Raw genomic sequence first — 1,943 nt, forward strand, 5'->3', positions numbered from 1 at the left:
TGGGGACTCTGTCCCCAAACCCCTGAAGTTTATCGCTTTTGTTTTCCCTAAAACGGACATAAAAAAACGGATAGTATAATCCGTCCGTTTTAGTGTAAAAGCCATAAAGCCGCTCGGGCTGCACTTCTGCATTGCCCTATCCTGTTTTATGGTAAAAGGCAATTATAGTATTGCCAGCTTATATTTTTTCATACCTATTATTTCTTGCCTTGAGAAGATTGCCGAATATTACTTACACAAGATTTTACACAGACCCCCAGCAGGCGGCTGTAAACTTTTAGGAAGTTCGTTCGCTTCCTTCATCTTTTATATAAACTCAGAGGGAGAAATGTCTACCCTGTCTAAATATGTATTTCCTTCAATATGGATTGATAGCGGAACCACTTCAATATCAAACTCTGCAATGATTTCATTTGATAGATCAGCAGTTGAATCGGTTACAATTTTAATTTTACCCATTCAGTTCTCACTTCCCCTGCTTTAACAATTAGTTCATATTATACCTTACACATTACACAATAAAGAAAAATTCAATCTTCAAGTTGTCGCTATTGCTTTCTTTTGCAGCTTAGTAATTGTCCATATATTAAAAGAGTACCGGCGAACTGCCGGTACTCATGTGTCAGGCGTTATTCTTTAATTCTGGAGTTTTAAAGATTTCTTCATACACCGACCATTTTAAAACTCTTTTTAAATATTCTCTAAATGATCTGCTTCTAAATGATTTTTCATTGCCGTAAACGGCTGTAATAAAGGTTTGTAAACGGACTTGGATCATAAAATAATAAGGGCTGTCTTTTTCCAAAATAGGAATTTCCACAATCTTTACCTTCTGTCCAACAGCATTTTTGAACTCTAGGCTTTTGAATAGCAAAATATCAATCCTCTTTTTCACCCGTTTGTTTATATTATACCCCAAGTACAGCTCGAAATGTGTCTGAATATGCTGTCAAACAAGTTTTTTTTTAGTTCCGTTCAGATCCATTTGTTCGGTTCTGCCTATTCAACCTAGGTGCATCCAAAACTTAAATGAGCAAAAATAAAAAAGAACCTGAATTATTCACCAAAAATCACTAATCAACTACAAACGGCTATCTGACAATCTATTTCGTAAAGTGGGCATTCACTTAAAAAATGAAAAAAGAATCCATTTCTGCTAAGGTTAAATTGAGAGAAATAACCAACAGAAAGGATTCTTATAATGGCTACTTTACCGCACTTAACGCTAGATTTCAATCGTCAATTTAAACTATCAAATGACGGAGGGGAACTTTCTTTCGTCTGATACTGGCGAGTTCCTCTTTAGGGAATTTGATGAAAAGATCGGTTTTTCTACTACATTGGCAAAGTTCTTAAACCTGGAAGACAAAAGGCGCTATTACGTGCATTCAAACGAAAATTTGCTTCGCCAAAAGATTTATCAGATCATTGCTGGGTATACTGAAGATGACGCAGCTGATCAATTGACGAAAGACCCTGTATTTACTCAAATCATCGGTACGGCTGCGCTAGCTTCGCAGCCAAGCCTGTCCCGTTTCTTTAGGCGCTTTGATCGTCAATCGATCGAGGAACTAAATCAAGCCAACCAGGAACTTATCGATAAAGTACATCCATTCAGGGATTCAAAAGCCGTCACCTTTGACTTGGATTCCACCCATTCAGATACCTATGGAAATCAAGAGTCTGCAGCTTACAATGCCCATTACGGAACCGTTGGCTTCCACCCTCTAGTGGCTTTTGACAGGGTGACCGGCGATTTTCTCAAAGCCAGTCTGCGGCCTGGAAATGTCTATACTTCTAACGGTGTCGTCGAGTTCATCCAGCCACTCATTGAACATTACAACAAAAAGTTCCCAGAAACCACACCATTTATCCGTGGCGACAGTGGTTTTGCCGTCCCGGCTTTATATGATTTGTGTGAGAAAGAATCCGTGTATTACGTG

1 protein-coding gene and 2 pseudogenes are annotated in these 1,943 nt (G+C 38.5%); 1 reads left to right on the forward strand and 2 read right to left on the reverse strand.

From position 1 onward, the window contains the following. Positions 1 to 309: 309 nt before the first annotated feature. Positions 310 to 459 (reverse strand): annotated as a pseudogene (locus NCCP133_RS21710) (DegV family protein); the annotation flags it as partial. A gap of 163 nt (positions 460 to 622) precedes the next feature. After that, positions 623 to 874, reverse strand: coding sequence for a YpmP family protein (locus tag NCCP133_RS21715; protein WP_264807308.1), 252 nt, complete (start codon positions 872 to 874; stop codon positions 623 to 625). A 327-nt stretch (positions 875 to 1,201) separates the two neighbouring features. Between NCCP133_RS21715 and NCCP133_RS21720 the strand changes: the two are divergent. Continuing rightward, positions 1,202 to 1,943, forward strand: a pseudogene (locus NCCP133_RS21720) (IS1380 family transposase); the annotation flags it as partial.

It is taken from the genome of Cytobacillus sp. NCCP-133 (assembly GCF_026011715.1).
Taxonomy (GTDB): Bacteria; Bacillota; Bacilli; order Bacillales; family Cytobacillaceae; genus Cytobacillus.